The 15,753-nt window shown below is 59.7% G+C and carries 18 protein-coding genes; 10 read left to right on the top strand and 8 right to left on the bottom strand.

Going from position 1 to position 15,753, the window contains the following annotated elements:
- Positions 1-211: 211 nt before the first annotated feature.
- Positions 212-2,341, top strand: a complete 2,130-nt coding sequence (locus tag CLV89_RS19935) for a protein-disulfide reductase DsbD family protein (protein WP_106165394.1) — start codon at positions 212-214, stop codon at positions 2,339-2,341.
- 28 nt (positions 2,342-2,369) lie between these two features.
- On the opposite strand, the gene ccmI is transcribed toward CLV89_RS19935, so the two are convergent.
- From ccmI to CLV89_RS19900, 7 genes are all read right to left on the bottom strand, one after another.
- On the bottom strand, positions 2,370-3,521 hold the full coding sequence (ccmI, locus tag CLV89_RS19930; RefSeq protein ID WP_008327282.1) for a c-type cytochrome biogenesis protein CcmI: 1,152 nt from the start codon (positions 3,519-3,521) through the stop codon (positions 2,370-2,372).
- Positions 3,518-3,991: a cytochrome c-type biogenesis protein gene (locus CLV89_RS19925; RefSeq protein WP_009807484.1), complete on the bottom strand. Its 474-nt coding sequence runs from the start codon at positions 3,989-3,991 to the stop codon at positions 3,518-3,520. The genes ccmI and CLV89_RS19925 overlap by 4 nt, the downstream gene beginning before the upstream one ends.
- Positions 3,988-4,554: a DsbE family thiol:disulfide interchange protein gene (locus tag CLV89_RS19920; protein ID WP_038008380.1), complete on the bottom strand. Its 567-nt coding sequence runs from the start codon at positions 4,552-4,554 to the stop codon at positions 3,988-3,990. The genes CLV89_RS19925 and CLV89_RS19920 overlap by 4 nt, the downstream gene beginning before the upstream one ends.
- Before the next feature lie 8 nt (positions 4,555-4,562).
- The gene (locus CLV89_RS19915) at positions 4,563-6,563 is read right to left on the bottom strand and encodes a heme lyase CcmF/NrfE family subunit (RefSeq protein WP_040884124.1); all 2,001 of its coding nucleotides are present in this window, start codon (positions 6,561-6,563) and stop codon (positions 4,563-4,565) included.
- A gap of 65 nt (positions 6,564-6,628) precedes the next feature.
- A complete protein-coding gene (locus CLV89_RS22985) occupies positions 6,629-6,934 on the bottom strand; it encodes an SHOCT domain-containing protein (RefSeq protein WP_233152327.1) in 306 nt (101 codons plus the stop codon).
- Positions 6,870-8,336 (bottom strand): ATP-binding protein, encoded by a 1,467-nt coding sequence (locus tag CLV89_RS19905; protein WP_106165393.1) that lies wholly within the window; start codon positions 8,334-8,336, stop codon positions 6,870-6,872. Before CLV89_RS19905 ends, CLV89_RS22985 begins: the two co-directional genes overlap by 65 nt.
- Complete coding sequence (locus CLV89_RS19900) at positions 8,336-9,058, bottom strand: response regulator (protein ID WP_007803380.1); 723 nt, start codon at positions 9,056-9,058, stop codon at positions 8,336-8,338. The genes CLV89_RS19905 and CLV89_RS19900 overlap by 1 nt, the downstream gene beginning before the upstream one ends.
- Before the next feature lie 188 nt (positions 9,059-9,246).
- Here CLV89_RS19900 and CLV89_RS19895 point away from each other — a divergent pair, with 188 nt between their 5' ends.
- The 7 genes from CLV89_RS19895 to CLV89_RS19865 all read left to right on the top strand — a co-directional run bounded on the left by CLV89_RS19895 (position 9,247) and on the right by CLV89_RS19865 (position 13,878).
- Positions 9,247-9,720, top strand: a complete 474-nt coding sequence (locus CLV89_RS19895; RefSeq protein WP_008327269.1) for a rhodanese-like domain-containing protein — start codon at positions 9,247-9,249, stop codon at positions 9,718-9,720.
- An 88-nt stretch (positions 9,721-9,808) separates the two neighbouring features.
- Complete coding sequence (locus CLV89_RS19890) at positions 9,809-10,246, top strand: ion channel (RefSeq protein WP_012187040.1); 438 nt, start codon at positions 9,809-9,811, stop codon at positions 10,244-10,246.
- 161 nt (positions 10,247-10,407) lie between these two features.
- Positions 10,408-10,857, top strand: a complete 450-nt coding sequence (locus CLV89_RS19885) for a DUF6010 family protein (RefSeq protein ID WP_012187041.1) — start codon at positions 10,408-10,410, stop codon at positions 10,855-10,857.
- Positions 10,858-10,860: 3 nt separating this feature from the next.
- A complete protein-coding gene (locus CLV89_RS19880) occupies positions 10,861-11,523 on the top strand; it encodes a TVP38/TMEM64 family protein (RefSeq protein ID WP_092813037.1) in 663 nt (220 codons plus the stop codon).
- Between the two features lies 1 nt (position 11,524).
- Entirely contained in the window at positions 11,525-12,511 is a 987-nt protein-coding gene (locus CLV89_RS19875; protein ID WP_012187043.1) for a cation diffusion facilitator family transporter, read from the top strand.
- A 6-nt stretch (positions 12,512-12,517) separates the two neighbouring features.
- Positions 12,518-13,429 (top strand): sterol desaturase family protein, encoded by a 912-nt coding sequence (locus tag CLV89_RS19870; RefSeq protein WP_106165392.1) that lies wholly within the window; start codon positions 12,518-12,520, stop codon positions 13,427-13,429.
- On the top strand, positions 13,426-13,878 hold the full coding sequence (locus CLV89_RS19865; RefSeq protein ID WP_012187045.1) for a DUF411 domain-containing protein: 453 nt from the start codon (positions 13,426-13,428) through the stop codon (positions 13,876-13,878). The genes CLV89_RS19870 and CLV89_RS19865 overlap by 4 nt, the downstream gene beginning before the upstream one ends.
- A gap of 5 nt (positions 13,879-13,883) precedes the next feature.
- Here CLV89_RS19865 and CLV89_RS19860 read toward each other — a convergent pair whose 3' ends face one another.
- On the bottom strand, positions 13,884-14,450 hold the full coding sequence (locus tag CLV89_RS19860; protein ID WP_106165391.1) for a Crp/Fnr family transcriptional regulator: 567 nt from the start codon (positions 14,448-14,450) through the stop codon (positions 13,884-13,886).
- A gap of 75 nt (positions 14,451-14,525) precedes the next feature.
- Between CLV89_RS19860 and CLV89_RS19855 the strand changes: the two genes are divergently transcribed.
- On the top strand, positions 14,526-15,050 hold the full coding sequence (locus tag CLV89_RS19855; RefSeq protein WP_088652794.1) for a hypothetical protein: 525 nt from the start codon (positions 14,526-14,528) through the stop codon (positions 15,048-15,050).
- A gap of 103 nt (positions 15,051-15,153) precedes the next feature.
- Positions 15,154-15,714 (top strand): ubiquinol-cytochrome c reductase iron-sulfur subunit, encoded by a 561-nt coding sequence (petA, locus tag CLV89_RS19850; protein WP_088652793.1) that lies wholly within the window; start codon positions 15,154-15,156, stop codon positions 15,712-15,714.
- Positions 15,715-15,753: the final 39 nt, after the last annotated feature.

Below are 15,753 nucleotides of genomic sequence, written 5' to 3'. Positions count from 1 at the left end.
TGAAGACTGCTCGGATCGCGGCGCTATCGTGTCCACGAAGCAAGCGTCAGACCTTCTGCCGGATGGGTGTCGAACCCTTTCATCTTCTGCGACTGGCGTTGCGCGAATTGTCTGTGCGGACGGTCGTCAGGGTTTTGCCACAGGTGGACTTTGACGCAATTTCCGCCGTCCTGGCGAAATCTGCGGAAAATATGGGAAGGAAGCAGGTATCTTGATCGATTGCCTTTTGATCCTGCGACGGGTTTTGCTTATTCCCTTCGTGCTCCTGGCCGTTGTCTCTGGAAGTGTCGCGGCAGCAACCTCTGCTGAATACCAGAGCGCGCCACTCACCGCGCATCTCATTAGTGTACAGGACGGCGTTCCCGAGAACACACAGACTCTGTCAGCCGGGCTTCACCTTCAACTGAACGAAAACTGGAAGACCTATTGGCGGTCGGCGGGCGAGGTGGGAATACCGCCTTCGGTCGAATGGAGCGGTTCCGAAAACGTCGCAGATGTCGAATTCATGTGGCCCGCCCCGACGCGCTTCACCGCCTTCGGCATCGAAAATTTTGGTTATGCGGGTGAAGTCGTCTTTCCGCTGCGCATAACGCTCAAAGATCCCGGCGCACCTGTGACTCTTTCCGCGCAGGTCAAACTGCTGGTGTGCTCCAATGTCTGTGTCCCGGAAGAGTTTGACCTGTCACTTCGCCTCGGACGGGGCAACGTCATCGACAGCACTTCGGCTGGGCTGATCGGTACGTTTTCCGAGCGCGTCCCCGAAGGGGCCAAGACGAGCGGCGTCAGCGAGGCAAATGCCTTCATCGACGAAGACCTCACGGAGTTGATCGTCAGCCTTCGCGTCGATGAACCACTCCAGTCGCCGGATGTGTTTCCCGAACTGGGTATGGGTGTTGCGCTTGGCAAACCCGATATCCGTTTGGGAGAAGAGGATCGTTTGCTTTGGGCGCGCTTGCCGATCCTCTCGTCGAATACGGATGTGACAGTGGCTCCGTCGATTACCGTCACCGACGGCGAGAACCGGGCCTTCACGATCATCGCGGATCGCGTGGCGCAAGGAATAGCACCACCCTTTGAACTGGCCGCCACGACACCGGACATGATGGAACTGATCTGGATTGCCGTGATCGCGCTGCTGGGCGGATTGATCCTGAATGTGATGCCCTGCGTGCTGCCGGTGCTGTCCATCAAGGTGTCGTCTGTGCTCAAACACACCGATCACGACACAACCCGTGTCCGGTTCGGTTTCGTCGCTGCCAGCGCCGGCATCATGACGTTCATGTGGGGTCTGGCGCTCGTCCTCTGGGCGCTCCAGACGGCAGGCCTCAGCGTCGGGTGGGGTTTGCAGTTTCAAAGCCCGCTGTTTCTTGCGGCGATGATCGCTGTCCTGCTCGTCTTTTCGGCAAATCTGTTCGGAGCGTTCGAGTTCGCCCTTCCACACGGCATGCAGACGCGGCTTGCAGGGGCCGGAGGACGCAACGGGTATTCCGCCGACTTTTTCACTGGCATGTTCGGTGCCGTCATGGCGACGCCTTGTTCGGCACCGTTCCTCGGCACCGCGGTGGCCTTTGCTTTGGCCGGGCGTGGCGTGGACATCCTCATCGTCTTTACGAGCCTCGGGCTCGGCCTCGCCCTGCCCTATCTCGTCATCGCCGCGTTCCCGCGTCTGGTCGCATTCATGCCCAAGCCTGGTCGATGGATGCTGATCATCAAAAGCGTCATGGGGGTTTTGTTGCTTGCAACCGCCGTGTGGCTGTTCTGGGTGCTCGACGGTGTCGCCGGGCTTGCGTCTGTCATCGCGGTCGCGGCGTTGTCCGGTCTCGCCGTTCTGATACTATCTCTCCCGAATGTGCAGTCCCAATTCAGGTGGTCTATTGCCATAGCCAGCCTTGTCCTGGCCATTGCCGCAGGTCCTCTCTTGCAGCAATCAGCACCTGCGCGTTCGACGCCGCAGTTGGCAATGGCTTGGATCGCATTTGATCGTTCGGAAATAGCGAAACGCGTGTCCGCAGGAGAGGTCGTTTTTGTCGATGTGACCGCTGACTGGTGTCTGACTTGCAAAGCGAACAAGACACTTATCATCGATCGGGAGCCAGTCCGGAGCGCGCTTGAAGCGCCTGGAGTCACGGCGATGCAGGCAGATTGGACACGCCCGGACACGCGCATTTCCCGCTACCTTGAGAGTTTCGGCAGATACGGCATCCCCTTCAATGCCGTCTACGGACCATCGGCACCGAACGGCATTGTGCTGTCCGAATTGCTAAAAACCGAGGACGTGATGAACGCCTTGGCGCAAGCCAGTGGTCGGGATGTTTCCGCAAAGGTTGCCGGACAGGAGTGACCTGCTCGACCGGGACACCGAGCAGTAGTCAGCCGCCGAGCCGCTCAAGCGCGGCACGGACCGCCGCACGCCGAGGATCACTGGCGGGCTGCTGCTCCAACAGCGCTTCAGCCTTGCGGTAGGCCTCAACGGCGCGATCGGGCTCCTGAAGGACGGTATAGGCATTTGCCAGCCGCATCCAACCATCCAGATCGTCCGGTTCATCCTCAAGACGCTCGGCCAGCCGCGAGACCATCGATCGGATGAACTCCGCGCGATCCGCGTCATTCATCTCCGACGCCGCCGCGACATCTGCGGCACTCGGGCCTGGTTGCGACGTCGGCCCGCTGGGTAGATTGACGACCGGAAGGTCAGCTGCCGCTGCAATCCGGTTGATCTGCGCTGCATAGGTCTCCATCCAGGGAACGTAAGCCTCTTCCTGATTCAGTCGTGAAACAAGCAGATCGTAGGCCTTACGCGTCTCTTCTTGCTGAAAGTAATACAGAGACTCGAAGTAGGTTGCCGCAGGATTGGATGGGTCAAGGTCCAAAGCGCGATCAATGGCCAATTTCGCCCGTGGAATAACAACGCCGTCATTGGCAACCGCGACAGCCTCTGCCAGCATGGAGAATGTCGCGGAGGTGGCATCCTCCCGTTCGGCAACGACTTCGAAGGCTTCGACGGCATCGGCTGCTCTGCCCATGCGCTGATAGGTCTGGCCCAACAGCATCCACCCTTCGCTAGGGCCGCCGGTCGGATCGGATACAAGCCTTTCGCGAAGTTGTATTGCCAGCGCCGTCACTTCATCAGTCTGTGCCCGCTCCTCTGCACGGGCAGCGAAGGCCATTGAAGGAACCTCCGGCGATCCCATCGTCAGATAGTAGCCCGCGGCAATAACCGGCGCGAGGACCGCCGCGACAACGAGAGTGACTCTGCCACCATTACGGGATGATCCGGCTTTTTCTTCCGAATTGCGGGTCGTCGCGAGGATCCGTTTCTTGATCTCGAGTCTGGCCGCTTGAGCTTCCTGTTCAGAAATCAAACCGCGGTCCATGTCTCGTTGGATTTCCCGCATCTGATCGGCGAGGATCGCCGGTACCGCATCCCCTCTGGTGAGAGTGTTCGATTTGGACAGCAGCAGCGGGTAGAGGACAATTCCGATTGCGACCAGCGTCAAAAGAACGAAAATACCCCAGATCATGACGCATCCCCCGCTTCGTTTTGCCTGAGAATTTCGGACACGGTGTTCTCATCCTCCGAGCCCAAGTCTTCAAATGCCTCTTGCTTTCGCCGACTCATCAGTAGCCCGCCACCAACGAAAACCCCGATCAGAACGAAAGCGATCGGAGCGAACCAAAGCGCGTAGGTCGCAGGCTCCAGAGGCGGTTTCAGCAGCACGTAATCCCCGTACCGCGCCCGTATGTATTCGATCACCTCCGCGTCGCTGTCTCCAACGACCAGGCGCTCGCGTACGAGCAGACGCAAGTCCCGCGCCACACCCGCGTTCGAACTGTCGATGTCCTGGTTCTGACAGACGACGCATCGTAGATCCTTGGAAATCTCCCGCGCACGCTGTTCCAATACCGGGTCGGTCAGCATTTCGTCCGGTTCCACCGCATTGGCGGCAAAGGGAAGGAGCCCGATGCAAAACGCGAAAATCAACTGTCTCATGAACCTGCTCCATTTGGCAGTGCGCCTGCCTGCTTCAGGGCTTGCGTGAACCGTTCGACGGCGTCCGGACCCACGACCGGCCCGACATAGCGAAACAAAACGGTGCCATCGCTATCGACGATGAAGGTTTCCGGCACGCCCGACAGGCCCCATTCGATCCCTGTCCGGCCTGAAAGGTCGGACCCGATCCGTTCGTAGGGATTGCCGAGGTCATTGAGCCACTTCACGGCATCTTCTGGTTTGTCTTTGTAGTTGATGCCGAACAACCGCATGCCCTCGCGTTCGACAAAGCGTGTCAACACGGCATGTTCCGCGCGGCAGGGCACGCACCAGGACGCAAAGACATTGACCACGACCGGTCGTTCGTTGCCTACAAGATCGCTTCGGGCCAGGCCGGGTGTCTCCAACCCCGGCACGGGATCGAGGTCGAACGCCGGGGCCGGTTGCGAGATCAGGACGGAAGGGATCTCGTTGGGATCCCGGTCGGGATTGAGCCCCCAGAGAAAAAAACCCCCGAATATGACCGCCGCAATAAACGGCAGCCCGGCAATGAGACGTTTCATCTTCTCTCCTACTCGGCAGGAACAGCATCGCTGGCTGGCTGTTTGGCGCGGCGCGGCGCCCCGACCCTCAAACGGCGATCCGACAAGGACAAACAGCCACCGATCACCAGCAGGATCGAGCCGATCCAGATCAGGTTGACGAGCGGTTCATAGAGGATCCGAAGGGTCCATGCTCCGGCGTTGTTCACTTGATCGGAGGCTGGCGTTGCAATCGACGTATAGAGATCACCCGCCAATGTAGAGCGGATGGCCGACTCCGTCGTCTGGCTTTCCGCGACCGGGTAATACCGGCGTTCTGGGAAAAGCGTCGTGACCAGCTCGCCATCCCGACGGACCACAAGGGTGCCGCGATCCGCGATGTAGTTCGGCCCTTGAACCTGTGTGGCCCCTTCGAAGGTGATGTCGAACCCCGCGATCGTGACTTCGGTCCCGGGGGCGGCAAAGACGATCTCCTCACTCTTCCATCCGGTCGAGCCGATCATCCCCATCATCAACACAGCGACGCCGGCATGGGCGAGTGTCATACCGTGAGAGGCGCGTGGCAGGTTGCGCGCGCGTCTCGCGCTCTCTGCAAGGGGAACCTCGAACAGGCGGATGCGTAGCGCCCATTCCCGTAGGGTTGCAAAAAGCAGCCACGCTGCGCCAAGGATGGCAAGATAGGCCATGATCGGCCCACCGTTCAGAAGATACCATGCGGCCAAAGCTGCGATGAACGCCAGAACGACCACGAACCGAATGCGATCGAGCAACCCGGCGATATCAGCCCGCTTCCACGACAGGAATGGACCAAGACCCATGAACACGACCAGCGCCAGCATCATCGGAATGAAAGCCGCATTGAAGAAAGGTGGACCCACCGAGATCTTGTCCCCCGTGATAGCCTCGAGGATCAGCGGATAAAGCGTCCCGAACAGGACCGTTCCCGTAGCGGCGGCCAGAATGAGGTTGTTCACGAGCAGCCCGGCCTCGCGGCTGATCGGGCGAAACAGACCACCCGGCTCCATTTCGGGCGCCCGCCAGGCGTAGAGCGCCAGCGACCCACCGATGGACACGGCCAGCAGACCCAGAATGTAAAGCCCGCGCTCTGGATCGACGGCGAAGGCATGCACGGATGTAAGCAGGCCTGACCGGACGATGAACGTCCCGAGCAGCGAAAGCGAGAAAGTCAGGATGGCAAGTAGGATGGTCCAGCTTTTGAACGCGTCGCGCTTTTCGGTGACGATGGCGGAATGCAGCAGCGCCGTGCCCAGAAGCCAGGGCATGAAGCTCACGTTCTCGACCGGGTCCCAGAACCACCAGCCGCCCCAGCCCAGTTCATAATAGGCCCACCACGATCCAAGAGCGATACCTGCCGTAAGGCTGACCCACGCGGCCAATGTCCACGGGCGGACCCATCTGGCCCAGGCCGGATCGACGCGCCCTTCCAGAAGAGCCGCAACGGCAAAGGAAAACACGATGGAGAAGCCGACATACCCGAAATACAAGAGCGGCGGGTGCATGGCGAGACCCATGTCCTGAAGCAACGGGTTGAGGTCATTGCCGTCGAGCGGCGGCGGAAACACCCGCTCGAAGGGGTTCGACGTCAGCAGCAGGAAGGACAGGAAGCCGACGCTGATCCACGCCTGCACCGACAAGGTGCGCGCCTTGGTCTCGGCGGGGATGTTCGATCCGAACCAGGCGACGCCCGCGCCGAACACCGCGAGTATCAGGATCCAGAGCAGCAGCGAACCCTCATGGCTGCCCCAGGTCCCGGCCACCTTGTAGAGCATTGGCTTGAGCGAATGGGAGTTCTCGACGACGTTCCTGACGGTAAAATCGCTGACGATGAAAGCCTGCATCAGCGCTGCGAAGGCGATGGCCACAAACAGCACTTGTCCTATTGCCGTCGCCTGGGCGGATTTCATCCAGACGGCATTTCTACGCGACGCACCTGCAATCGGTAGAACACTCTGAACAAGCGCAAGCGCCAGTGCGAGGGCCAGTGCGAAGTGACCAATTTCCGGGACCATGGCGTTCTTTCCTATTCAGCGTCGGTGGGCGTCGCGTCGGACGGCTTTGGCGTCCGCGGCGGGGTCTATTCGTCGAGCGTTGCTTTGCGGCGACGGAACTCTTCTTCGTCGATTTCCCCATTTGCAAAGCGGCGCCTGAGCGCTTCCTGCGCGTCCGAGTCCAGGGGACGGGTGCCATTGTCCCGCAGCCTGAACACCAGAAACACCACCAATGCGATCAGCGCACCCCAGAAGGCGAGCATCATGAAGCCGCCCATAAAGCCATAGCCACTGCCCCACATGTGCCCCGTCCAGGAGCCTGGTCCATCAGCCTGCGCCATGCTGGCGGGCAAGCTGGCCAGCAACGGCAGGATCAACGCGTTCAGTTTCATCTGTTTCTCCTTCGGTCAGTTCGGTTTCATCCAACGGGATGGTGACAACAGCGCGCAAACCCGCGCTGTTCTGATTGACCAGCTGGATATCGCCGCCATGGGATTGGACGATTGTCCTCGCGATTGAGAGCCCAAGCCCATAACCGCCCGTTTCCAGAGACCTCGATTGCTCGAGGCGATAGAACGGATCGAAGACCTTTTCCAACTGGTCGACGGGAATGCCGGGCCCATTGTCATCGATGTTGAGTACGAGGTTCGAACCGTGGGTCGCCCAGCTGACTTTTGCGGCACCACCGTAGCGAACGGCGTTCTCAAGCAGGTTCCTCAGCGCCCTTCGGAACGCGTTGGGTCGAAGCCGCACGGCAACATCATCACTCGGGGCAAAGGTGCAGTGTGCCGCCATATCGCTGCACAAGCTGTCCAGAAAATTGCGCAGATCGACCACTTCGGCACCTTCGGATCCGGTAAGGCCCCGTGCAAAGGTGAGCGTCGCTTCGACCATGCTCTGCATCTCTTCGACCGATGCGATGAGGCTGTCCCGCGTCTCTTCTTCGTCAACCAGCTCCGCGCGGACACGCATAGCAGTCAACGGCGAGCGCAAATCGTGGCCAAGGGCTGCGAGCATCCGTGTCCGATCGCTGACAAACCGGGTCAGCCGTCGTTGCATGCGGTTGAAGGCGACGGTCAGATCCTTGACCTCGGTCGGCCCCGCGACGGTCAATTCACCCACATCCTCGCCCCGGCCAAGATGGTCCGCGGCCTTGGAGAGGTGCCGCAAAGGACGCGTCAGGCGCGTCATGACAAACCAGAAGATCGCCACCAGAAGCAGTCCGGCGGAAATTCCAAAGGTCAGCATCGAATAGAAAGGCCATTGGATTGGCGGACGCTCGAACCGCGTTCCGACATTCAGCCAACGCGCTCCCTTGATGGCGATCGACAGGTTCATCTCAACCGCCGTCAACTCTCCGCGCATCATCGCGAGATGCATTTCCGTCATCTCGTCCGAGAGATTGGGAAGGGGCCGCAACGCGCCCTCGACCTCGTGCAGTTCAACGCGAATATCCCGGCTGTAGCTATCGCCCAGAAGCGCGCGTATGCGTCCTTCCACGATGCCGCCATCCGAATGACCGGTGTGTTCCACGCTCGGAACGTCCGACAGATCAAACCGGATCAATGGCGAATTCGCCGCGCGGAGGATCGAGTCCTGCAACTTCGGCGGGGCCTCCTCGATCAACCGCGCGACATTTGCTGCGCGACCGGCGGCCTCGAACCCCAATGCGGCACGAATCGCAAGGGTGCGCTCGTCAGCGAACAGGAACAGGCTGATCGCCTGGGCCACGACAAGTGCCGCGACCACAAGCAGGATCAACTGGCCGCTCAGAGACCTCATCGCACGGCGCATCACGGCGCATCCTCGACATCGGCAGCCAGACAGTATCCGCCGTTCCGCACCGTTTTGATGACACTGGGCCTAAGTACATCCGGCTCGATTTTGCGGCGGAGACGGCTGATCTGATTGTCGATGGTGCGATCCATCGGGCCTGCCGTCCGACCAGCGGTCAGGTCAAGCAACTGGTCACGGCTGAGCACCATCCTCGCGCGTTCCAGCAGGACCGCCAGCAATTTGAACTCGGAGGTCGTCAATGGGGTCTCGGTGGTGGACTCGTCAATCAGCACCTGCCGGTCGGTATCCAGTATCCAGTGCGCAAAAGAGACTTTTCTCCCAGCGAGGCTTCCGGCCACAGGTTCGTCGCGGTTGCTTCTCCGAAGAACCGACTTGATGCGGGCGAGCAGTTCTCGTGGATTGAACGGCTTGGCGAGATAATCGTCCGCACCGATTTCCAGACCCACGATCCGATCCGTTTCCTCACCAAGCGCCGTCAGCATGATGATCGGAAGATCACCCTCTGGCGCAAGTCTGCGGCAAACCGACAAACCGTCCTCGCCCGGCATCATGACATCGAGCACGAGGAGGTCGAAGTGACCAGTGGCCAGCTTGGCATCCATCTCCACGGCATCCCTGGCGACGGTCGTGCGCATTCCGTTCTTCTCCAGGAAGCGCGCGACGCTTTCGCGTATCTGAGCGTGGTCGTCCACGATAAGGATATGAGGTGGCGGTCCCATGGCGTCCTTCCTAGATCATCGTTGCATTCTGTTTCATGGGCAGAATTGTAGCCGTTTGTATCAGGTCAGTCCCTTGCTACAGATGGATACAAATCTGTGCCTGCACCGTGTCGTGCTCCCGGGTAGCGTCGCGCGTATGTTATGTGACCTTTGGGATCGCAACCGATCAAAGGATGAGGTTTTCGAATATGGCTCTTGATTTGAACCGGCGCCGTTTCGTTCTGGGTGCTCATATGACGGTGCTGACCGTCGCGGCGTCACCGCTGTTGGCGCAGAGCCGATCTGTCTGGTCGGCAGAGAATGCCTTTGACGCGCTTCTATCGGATACGGCGCGGATCATCGATGTCAGAACGCACAAAGAGTGGCAAGAAACCGGCGTAGGTGCTGGTGTATGGCCGATAAGCATGCACGCGTCCGGTTTTCCGGACCGATTGTTCAGGGCCAAGGAACTGAGCGGTGATCGCACTGTTGGACTGATCTGCGCCACTGGCGGACGCTCCGCATCGCTGCTTCGAGCGTTGAGACAAGCTGGTTATTCGGGCTACGCCGATATCTCGGAAGGGATGTTGGGATCAGGCGAAGGGCCTGGCTGGATCGCATCGAACTTGCCGACCGTTCCGGTGGATGTCGCCCTGAACGGGTTGCCCCCCGCGTTGGCCTGACCAGTGAAGAATCAATTGGTCCCGTTGTGCTAAAAGCCTGATGTATGGTCAAATTGACCTGTTTGAACAGGAAGACGGGTTTGGGTGTATGACCGAGTTGATGGCTATGTTTGTCGGAATATGCGCGGCGATCGTGATGGGAATTGTCCATCATTATGCGTTGTCGGGCATTCTGAAGTTTTCCCCGCAGCGGTCGGATGGCTCCGGCTTTCGGATCATCCTGACGTTTTCCGCGTTGCTGTTGCTGCACGTATTGGAACTTGTGACGCTCGCCGTGTTCAACACGATGGTGGTGGCAAGCGTTCTGCCGCAATCGTTCAGCAACAGCCCACCGATGTTTCAGGATGTTCTCTATGTTACGGGCATCTCGTTCTCGACCCTTGGCTATTCGTCCATAGAGGTGGTCGGGCCCTTTCGACTGTTGCTGATGCTGCAATCGCTTTTGGGCTTCATGTTGCTGACCTGGTCAGCGACGTTTCTTTACTCAGCCTGCCAGCAAGTCTGGCAGAAGGCGAAAGATGACTGAAAATCGCCACGCGCGTCGGACATGAGCTTGGCGTCAGCGTCAAATACGTCCTGATATCGGTCCTTTGACCTCACCGTGGAACGGTTGAGTGAGCGCTGCGTTGCGCGCGTGGATGAATAGCCCTTGACCTTCCAGTTGCTGGAATCCCTAGGTACAAAGCCATGGCACAGATTTTCGAAAAGACAGGCGATCACGTATCGCACCATCGACACGGGGATATCTTGAAATCTCCCGTATGGGTTGGTGTGTTGTTTGTCTTGCTCACAATGCCGGCTCACCTGTTTTTGGATGAAAAGAGCTCGATAGCTCTTGCTTCGATCACGCTTGCTTTGATTGGCGGTGCCTATATCGGCTTTGGCGCCGCGGACGGCAGAGCGCGCGTGTTCTGGGCAGAGCTCGCCGTCGCCCTTTTGTTCGGCTCGGCAGCCTTTTTGGGGCTGATATGGCATTGGGCTTTCCTTCCCTTGGGCTTGGCCCTGCACGCCCTTTGGGACATGTCACACCACAATTCTTATCGTCTCGCCCGGATTCCGAACTGGTATATTCCATTCTGCGTGGCCTTTGACCTTTTGGCAGCGACGTTCTTCGTTCTGCTCTATGCCGTGTTTTGATCCATGATGATGCGCATCCTTCTTATTGCGGTGTTCCTGATGGGAGTCGTCGCATTGGCCTTCCCGGACGTCCTTGGCGTTGACATTCGCCTGCCTGATCGCGCGGAAATTGACCGCTGGATCGAGGCGGCAGGTCTTGCCGGACCAATTGTTATCGTGGCGCTTATGACAATCGCTATCGTCGCAAGCCCCCTGCCCTCGGCGCCGATCGCACTCGCCGCCGGAGCGGCTTATGGGCACACGTTCGGGACACTCTTTGTCGTTCTTGGCGCGGAACTCGGTGCGCTTGCCGCTTTTGGTCTGGCCCGCGGTCTCGGTCGTCCCTTCGTTGAGCGTCATCTCGGTCAGAAGATTAACACAGGCCTGTTCGGATCGCAGAACACTCTGACCTTCTTGGTCTTCGGCAGTCGCCTGCTGCCGTTTCTGTCCTTCGATATGATCAGTTACGCCGCAGGTCTGAGCAAGCTGCATCTTTGGAGGTTCGCGCTGGCCACGATGGCCGGGATTATTCCAGCGAGTTTTTTGCTCGCTCACATGGGCAACCAGGCGATGAACGGAGATGCCCGCACTGCCACATGGACCGCGCTTGCGCTCGGTGGCTTTACCGGCCTGTCGGTTCTCTTCGCCGCGACGCGAAAGACCGGTACACAAGGGGAGGAGAGCTGATATGGCCAGTCATTCTCACGCCGGGCACATGCCGAGTTCCGGCAAGGCCCTTGTGATTTCGGCCTGGCTCACCGGCGTCTACTTCGTGATTGAACTGGCCGTCGGGCTCTGGACTGGCTCGATTGCCGTCCTGTCGGATGCGTTTCACACCCTGTCGGCGGTTGGCGGCGTTCTCGTGGCCATCACCGCGCAGCGGATTGCGCGCCGTCCAGCGGATTCGACGCGCAGTTTCGGATGGTACCGCGCCGAAATCATCGGGGCGCTGGTGAATGGCGGCTTTCTTCTCGGCATGGCGCTTCTGGTGATCTGGATGGGCGCGATGCGGCTCGGAGACCCGATCCACCTGGCCACAGGCCCCATGCTTTGGGTCGCCTTCGGGGGCCTGGTCACGGAAGTGGTCTCTCTGGCGCTGATGTGGCAATCGAGCAAGGACGATCTGAATGCCCGTGGCGCGCTCTGGCACATCATCCAGACCTTTGTCGGCAGCCTCCTGATCATCGTCACCGCCCTTGTGATCGAGTTCACCGGCTTTCTGGCGATTGACCCGATTCTCGGCATGGCGTTCGGGGTGGTTCTCCTCTGGGCCTCTGTGGGCGTAATCAAGGAAGCGGTCCACATTCTCATGGAAGGCACGCCCGAGGGAACGGATCTCGACGCTGTAACAGCGGACCTGAACGGGCAGGACGGGGTTCTGGATGTTCACCATGTGCATGCCTGGACGCTGACCAGCGGCAAACACGCGTTTTCCGCCCATATCCGCCATCAGTCACCCGCCGAGGCCGCGGATTTGCTGAACAGGGCCTATCGGCGGCTGACGGAACAGCATGGGTTTCACATGGTCACGCTGCAGCTCGAAACAGAGTGTCTCGACGAGCGCCACGCGCGGGATCTTGATATAGTCCAGATAGCGGCTGCAAAGGCTGCGCAAGAAAAGACTGATGTGCGAGATGCGCATCCGCACCCAAGCCCTAACACAGAAGGGCCGTAGACTGTGATGGACATAATACTAGCCGCAGAGCCGGAGATTCGTCTGACGGCGTTTTTGAGTGTGCTGGCCGCCATGGCGCTTTGGGAACTCGCCGCCCCGCGTCGGCGGCGTGACATTCCGCGTGTCATCCGTTGGTCGAACAACCTGGCACTTGTCGTGATCGATACGGCGATCCTCCGGTTGTCTTTCCCAATCCTGGCCGTCGGTCTGGCGGTCCTGGCCGAGGAGCGGGGCTGGGGCCTGTTCAACATTATCGAGGCTCCTTTCGGGTTGGCTGTGATCCTGTCCATGCTGCTGCTCGATCTGGCGATCTATCTGCAACATGTCATGTTCCACGCCGTCCCGGCCCTGTGGCGCCTGCACCGGATGCACCATGCGGATCTCGACTTCGACGCAACCACTGGATTACGCTTCCATCCGATTGAGATCCTCATCTCGATGGCGATCAAGCTCGCCCTGGTGGCAGCGCTTGGTCCGCCCGCCGTCGCGGTTTTGTTGTTCGAGATCATCCTCAACGCCACTGCCCTCTTCAACCATGCCAACATCAACCTGCCGAGACCGGTCGACCGGTGGCTCAGATGGATCGTCGTCACACCCGACATGCACCGCGTGCATCATTCTGTCGATCCGCGCGAAACCAACTCAAACTACGGCTTCAACCTGCCGTGGTGGGACCGCCTCATGGGTACTTACGTAGCCCAGCCCGCGAAGGGCCACGAGGGAATGACGATCGGTATCGAGCAGTTTCGCACGACGCGCGACCTCTGGGTCGACAGGATGTTGATCCAGCCCCTTCGCGGGCCAGCAAGCGGACACGCCCTGGATACATCCACCCTCACGCCGACAGAGCAGGAACAGCCTCTGGACTCTCGAAAACACAGTTCTAGGGTCTCGGGTAACTCAAAAAGGAACACATGATGAAACGACGTACGTTCTTGCTGGCCGGAGCGGCTGCCACACTCCCCCTGCGAGCACTGGCCAACACGGAACCGGTCATTAAAGTCCTGAAAACCCCCACCTGCGGATGCTGCACCGCTTGGGTCGATCATGTCCGGCAAGCGGGCTTCGCGGTCGAGGCGCAGGACGTCGATCAGGATGCGCTTTATGCGTTCAAAGATCGGCTGCAAATTGCACCGGAACTTGCTGGATGTCACACGGCGGTCGTGGGCGACTATTTTATCGAGGGCCACGTGCCTGCCGCGGACATCACGCGGCTGCTAGCAGAGCAACCGATGGCGCGCGGTTTGACTGTCCCCCGCATGCCGATGAGTTCGCCCGGCATGGGCGGTCCCGGGGCCGGTGACGCTTTTGACACCTTGCTTGTTGGCTCCGACGGCGCGACCTCGGTCTTCGCGAGCCACAGCTGATCAGGTCATGGGTGCAGGTGATAGATCCCGCGGGACGGGTTCATGACCCGTCCGTCTTGCACAAGCTTTCGCAGCGCCCTGTAGATCGCCTCATGGCTCAATTGTAACCGAGCGGCAAACTCGACGATGGAGCCTTCGAGCAAGCCTGCGATCAACCCTGCCATCACCCGGTCCTCTGCGCGCCGAATGCCGACGATCTCCAGCATCTGTCGCTGCGCCTGTATCTGTTGAGCCGCCTGACGGCCATAGGCGCGGGCAAATGCCGGGTCGGCAAAAGCGGCCAATACGGAAGCCTTGTCGATCCGGATCAGCGCCCCGGCCTCAACAATGACTGCGTCGCAATGATAGACCTCCGAAAACACCGAAGCTTCGGCAAAGCTTGTTCCGGCTTGGGCACGGTGGATGATGAACCGCTCGCCATCTGGATCGACCCGCTCGAGATGCACGCGCCCGGTTTGCACGACATAGAGACCGTGGGTGGGGTCGCCTTGGTGAAATACGGTATCTCCAACCGCGCCGGAGATTGGGCGCAGGGCTGAGCTCGGGATATGATCATAGGGGTTTGGCAACATATGATTGAAATCATATTACGATGCATCCGCCCCTGCTAGCGTAAACATGACACCACCCCATTGAAGGACCTGTCCATGCGTCTCATTCCCTTCGTCCTTGCCATAGTGATGGCCGCACCCGTGGCCGCGCAGCACGCCAATTCCGCGGCTGGTCACGACATGGGCGGACCGCAGGAAACCGGGCAATCGGCCTTTGCCGCCTTGGCGGAAATCGTAACGATCCTGCAGGCCGATCCCGAGACGGATTGGGAGCGGGTCGATATTGACGGATTGCGCCGCCATCTGGTCGATATGGACCTTCTGACCCAAGAGGCCGTGGTCGCCCGCACCCTGCGGCCGGAAGGGGCCCGGTTCGAGATTCGGGGCACCCCCCGTGTTCTCGAGGCCATCCGCGCCATGGTGCCCGCCCATGCGCCCTTTCTCGCGGCCGAGACCGGCTGGGACGTTGTGACAGAGGACTTAAAAGATGGCGTGGCGCTCAGTGTCGATGGCGATGCCGCGCAGATTCAGGGACTTGGTTTCTTTGGTCTGATGACCATCGGGGCGCATCACCAGGAGCACCACCTCATGATGGCAAAAGGCGCGGGCCCGCACCATTAATGCGCCGACAAGGCCTGTTTGATGATCCGTAGAGAGGTGCGCTGACAAAACGTTACATCTCGCGTGTTGACCTTCCAGCGCGGGAGGCACGGACACATGCCCGATGATGGAAGCGTCAGAGAATACCGCCCGCAGGGATTTCCTGTATTACGCAACGGCCGGGGCAGGGGTCGTGGCAACAGGGGCTGCGCTCTGGCCACTGGTGAACCAGATGAACCCCTCCGCCGATGTCCGCGCCTTGGCACAGATCACTGTTGATATTTCCGATCTCGCGCCCGGAACGCAATTGACCGTCAACTGGCGCGGAAAACCTGTCTTTATCCGTCATCGAACGGAGGCAGAAATGGCTCAGGCTCGGGCACAGGCGGTCTCTGACCTGCCTGACAGCTCGGCGCGCAACCCAAATCTGCCCGACGATGCGCTGGCAAGCGATGAGAACCGGGCCATTGCGGGTCACGAGGCATATCTGGTCATGATCGGTGTCTGTACCCATCTGGGCTGTGTCCCTCTGGGGGATGGGGCGGGGGATTTCGGGGGTTGGTTCTGCCCCTGTCACGGCTCCCATTATGACGCGGCTGGGCGCATTCGCAAAGGCCCGGCACCTGAGAACCTGCATATTCCGGACTTGTCGCTCTCGGAGGAGATGGTGCTGACTTTGGGGTGATGCAATAAAGGATAATCTGTAATCAGAGCGCTCGAAACT

The organism is Tritonibacter scottomollicae (genome assembly GCF_003003215.1).
Classification (GTDB): Bacteria; Pseudomonadota; Alphaproteobacteria; order Rhodobacterales; family Rhodobacteraceae; genus Epibacterium; species Epibacterium scottomollicae.
Note: the sequence above shows the minus strand (reverse complement) of the source record. Positions and strands in the feature narration are given on the sequence as shown.